The organism is Chrysiogenia bacterium (assembly GCA_020434085.1).
Taxonomy (GTDB): Bacteria; JAGRBM01; JAGRBM01; order JAGRBM01; family JAGRBM01; genus JAGRBM01.
The window spans coordinates 1-3,191 of the sequence record JAGRBM010000519.1 but is presented as its reverse complement, the minus strand read 5'-3'; the positions used below and the strand labels follow the sequence as shown (position 1 = coordinate 3,191).

Sequence of the window (3,191 nt, the reverse complement as noted above, 5' to 3'; positions counted from 1 at the left end):
GATCGACCCGACCAAGGTCGTGCGCAGCGCGCTGCAGAATGCCGCCAGCGTGGCGGGCCTGTTGCTTACCACCGAGGCGCTCATCGCCGAAAAGCCCAGCAAGGACGGCGGCGGCGCCGACATGGGCGGCATGGGTGGCATGGGCGGAATGGGCGGAATGCCGGGCATGATGTAAGCCCAGCAACTGCCTGCTCCATTCAGAGCATTTGCAAAGGCCCGCTTCCGAAAGGAAGCGGGCCTTTTGTTTTTCATGGGCGGTTTGCATCAAACTGGCCCGATGCTTGGGCGAGCTGCAACCAAATTGGCTACGTGGGGGTTTCGTGTCGCCGTCGGCGAGTGGTATCCGGTCTTTGTCGCCCACTCAGTGCGTACTGGCACTGCAAATGGGCTCGTGCAGGAATATCTGCACGGATTCACGGACTTGGACATCGAATCGCTGCGTGCCCACGTGGAGTGCCTTGCAGACAGGTTCGAGCTGGTCACGTGCTCGGAACTGGTTTGTAGAATCCGTCACGGCGTGCAAAACACAAAGCCGGTAGCAGCCATTACCTTTGACGACGGCTATGCCGAGATTGCCGGCCCCGTCCTCGATCTCTTTTGCGAATTGGGCATCCCCGCTACGCTTTTTGCGCCGACGGCGTACCTCGACCGCGGCAACCTGATCTGGCCCATGAAACTCGAGTTGATCTGCGCGCTGCTGCGGCGTAACGGTGAATGGCCCAGCCTAAAAATTGCCAAGGCTACGGGCCTTGTCGAAGAAAAGGCGACCCAGAACTTCTTTGTCGACGCATTCACGCGAAAGCTCCATTCAGGGCACCCTGAAACCTTCGAAACGACCTTGGAGTCTTTGTGCCGCGCGCTCGACCTGCCTTGGGAGGAAATCGATCGCGACGGCGTGCAGCTCAAGTGGGAGGAATTAAGGCGTGTTCATGATGCCGGATGGGAAATTGGTTCTCACTCAGTCCACCACCCGTGGTTCCCACTTCTGCCGGCTGAGCAACGCAGAACCGAACTTACGGAGTCGGCAAAATCTCTCTCCGACTTTCTCGGAACACCGATCAAGGGATTCTGCTGTCCCAAGGGTCTTGCCGAAGACATCGCCGCCTGCTCGAATGACCTCCTTACGACTGCTGGGTATGCATACAACTGCACCAGCCTCCATGGCCTGAACCGAATGCACCACAATCCGCCGATGCATCTTCAACGCACATATCTGCGCGACGAAACACCTGAACGCTTTGAATTTCGACTTGCAGGCGGGATCGAACTGGCCGCATGGGCCCGTGAAAAGTTACGTCGCTAACCTTGCGCTCCAGAAAGAATCCGCGAGCCCGCGGGGACATCGGTCAAGTCTTGTTCGGAGTCGCCGCGCGTCAGCCATCGCTCGGAAAACGGCGGCAGCGTGTCGAGATCCACTACCCCTGGCAGATTAAACAGAACATGTCCCGGCAAACGTTCGGGCGCAACGAACCGGGCCGGATCAAGGAAACCATGTCGCAGCAACAATGAACGCGCCCACTTGCTGGAAAACGCCAACTTCACAATGCCCACGCCCTTCGAATCCATCAAATCGTTCACCGCTGTGAGCAACGCATCGAATGCTTGCTCATCTCCTTTTGCCACGAACAAATCGCTCACGGCTCCAATCATCAGGCCCCGTGGGGTGATGTATCGTTTGGCAAACGCGTACCCACGCAAGCCATTCTCGTCACGTGCATAGAACTCGTCGTATCCCCAGAGGGGGCAATTCCAGAAACGCCAACGAATGAATGCGCTATCGCGAACGGAGGCCATCCGATGGGAATCTCGCGCTTTTACCCAGAGTGCATCGAGATCGGCCTCATCCGGCCGTGACGAATCCACGCTTAAGCCCTGGCGATCACCGCGAGATCGCCACCTTGAGACTCGGCGATAGAAGGACAATCCGAAGTCGATGACAGGAAACGCGGGGCTTGCGAGCGTTGCATTGAGCAGGGGTTCTGCCCTCAAGAATGCACCGTGATCAACCAGGTCGGACAGAAAGCTCCTTGAATCACGAATCCGGAACCAGGGGACGAGCTTGCCAACCTCTCTGTAACCCCGCCGCTTGTACACTGCGTAGGCAGCATCTGTCATACCGAGAATCTGTGCAAGCTGCACTTGTTCGCGCACATGCTCAAGCAGCTCAGAGGCTAAGCCCTGCCCGCCGTAACGATCATCCACGATCAGTTCCACGAAGTAGTTCGAGTCCAGATCCTGCCCCTGGCATCGAACAGGATGCAAGATTTCACCCAGATGTCCCGCGACAACCTTCCCGTCGCTCAGCACCCAAAAGCCGTTTCGCCCCCCAATGGCCTGGGCCCGGTCGATACACAACCAACGCTGCACGGGTGTCAGAGCTTCCACACTGCTTCCGGTAAATCGACGCAACATGGGCTCTTCCGCCGGGCCAAGCAGAACCACCTCGAATTGTGAATTTTTCCGGCTACTCACCGCAGCCCCCAGAGCTCATGCCCGTCACCCGCGCGAGTTCAGACTCCGCCATCACCCCTCCGGCTGCGATCAACGCCACGCCCGCAATCGTCACCCAGAATCCGTAGTAGAGGTTCTCGATCCCGTGATCGATGCCCAGTGCGATCCACCAGATCCAGAGCACACCGCCGAGCCACATCATGCGCCCGAAGGTGCGCGCAAGGGAGTAGTGTTTCACGAAGGTTGCCCGGATGAGCAGGAGCGGCACCATCGCCAGCAGGGCGCCCACGACGCTCATCACCTGGAAAGGTTTTCCATCCGCGATGAAGTCCTTCCAGATTCCCGACGTGAACATCAGGAGATCGCGCAGGGTCCAAAGAGTCAGATAGAGGCGTAGCGCTTTGGTTACATTACCGAGCAGACCCTCCCCGCGAATCGCCAACGTAACCAGCGCCGCCAGCACCACCAGACCGAAGAGATAGCCGGGCGTTACGCCGCCCCAGTCGAAGCCCAGCTCGTAGCCGCGCTCAACCTTGTCGCACACCTGCGCAACCGGCATGACAAATGCTGCTGTGAGCAGCGTGCCGCCGCTCATGCCGAGAAGCCGGGGGCCCCGCGTCAGCGGCGCCTCTGTGTCGGGAGTTTCGGGCGCTTCTACCGCACCCATATCGTCAGGCCCAGCCGGGCGCCCATGCCGGAGAGATCGAGCCCCTTGCCGTTGTACTGGTTGGGCGTCTTGG

Annotated in this window: 4 protein-coding genes; 2 read left to right on the top strand and 2 right to left on the bottom strand. The window is 59.2% G+C overall.

From position 1 onward, the window contains the following. The coding region (groEL, locus tag KDH09_17420; GenBank protein MCB0221481.1) for a chaperonin GroEL at positions 1-175 on the top strand (175 nt) is incomplete at its 5' end. A 246-nt stretch (positions 176-421) separates the two neighbouring features. After that, positions 422-1,303 carry a polysaccharide deacetylase family protein gene (locus KDH09_17415; GenBank protein ID MCB0221480.1) on the top strand — a complete coding sequence of 294 codons (882 nt, stop codon included), beginning with the start codon at positions 422-424 and terminating at the stop codon, positions 1,301-1,303. On the opposite strand, the gene KDH09_17410 is transcribed toward KDH09_17415, so the two are convergent. Both KDH09_17410 and KDH09_17405 read right to left on the bottom strand, forming a co-directional pair. After that, positions 1,300-2,385: a GNAT family N-acetyltransferase gene (locus KDH09_17410; GenBank protein ID MCB0221479.1), complete on the bottom strand. Its 1,086-nt coding sequence runs from the start codon at positions 2,383-2,385 to the stop codon at positions 1,300-1,302. The genes KDH09_17415 and KDH09_17410 overlap by 4 nt on opposite strands. A gap of 79 nt (positions 2,386-2,464) precedes the next feature. Then, on the bottom strand, positions 2,465-3,118 hold the full coding sequence (locus KDH09_17405; protein ID MCB0221478.1) for a hypothetical protein: 654 nt from the start codon (positions 3,116-3,118) through the stop codon (positions 2,465-2,467). Between the last annotated feature and the right edge of the window lie 73 nt (positions 3,119-3,191).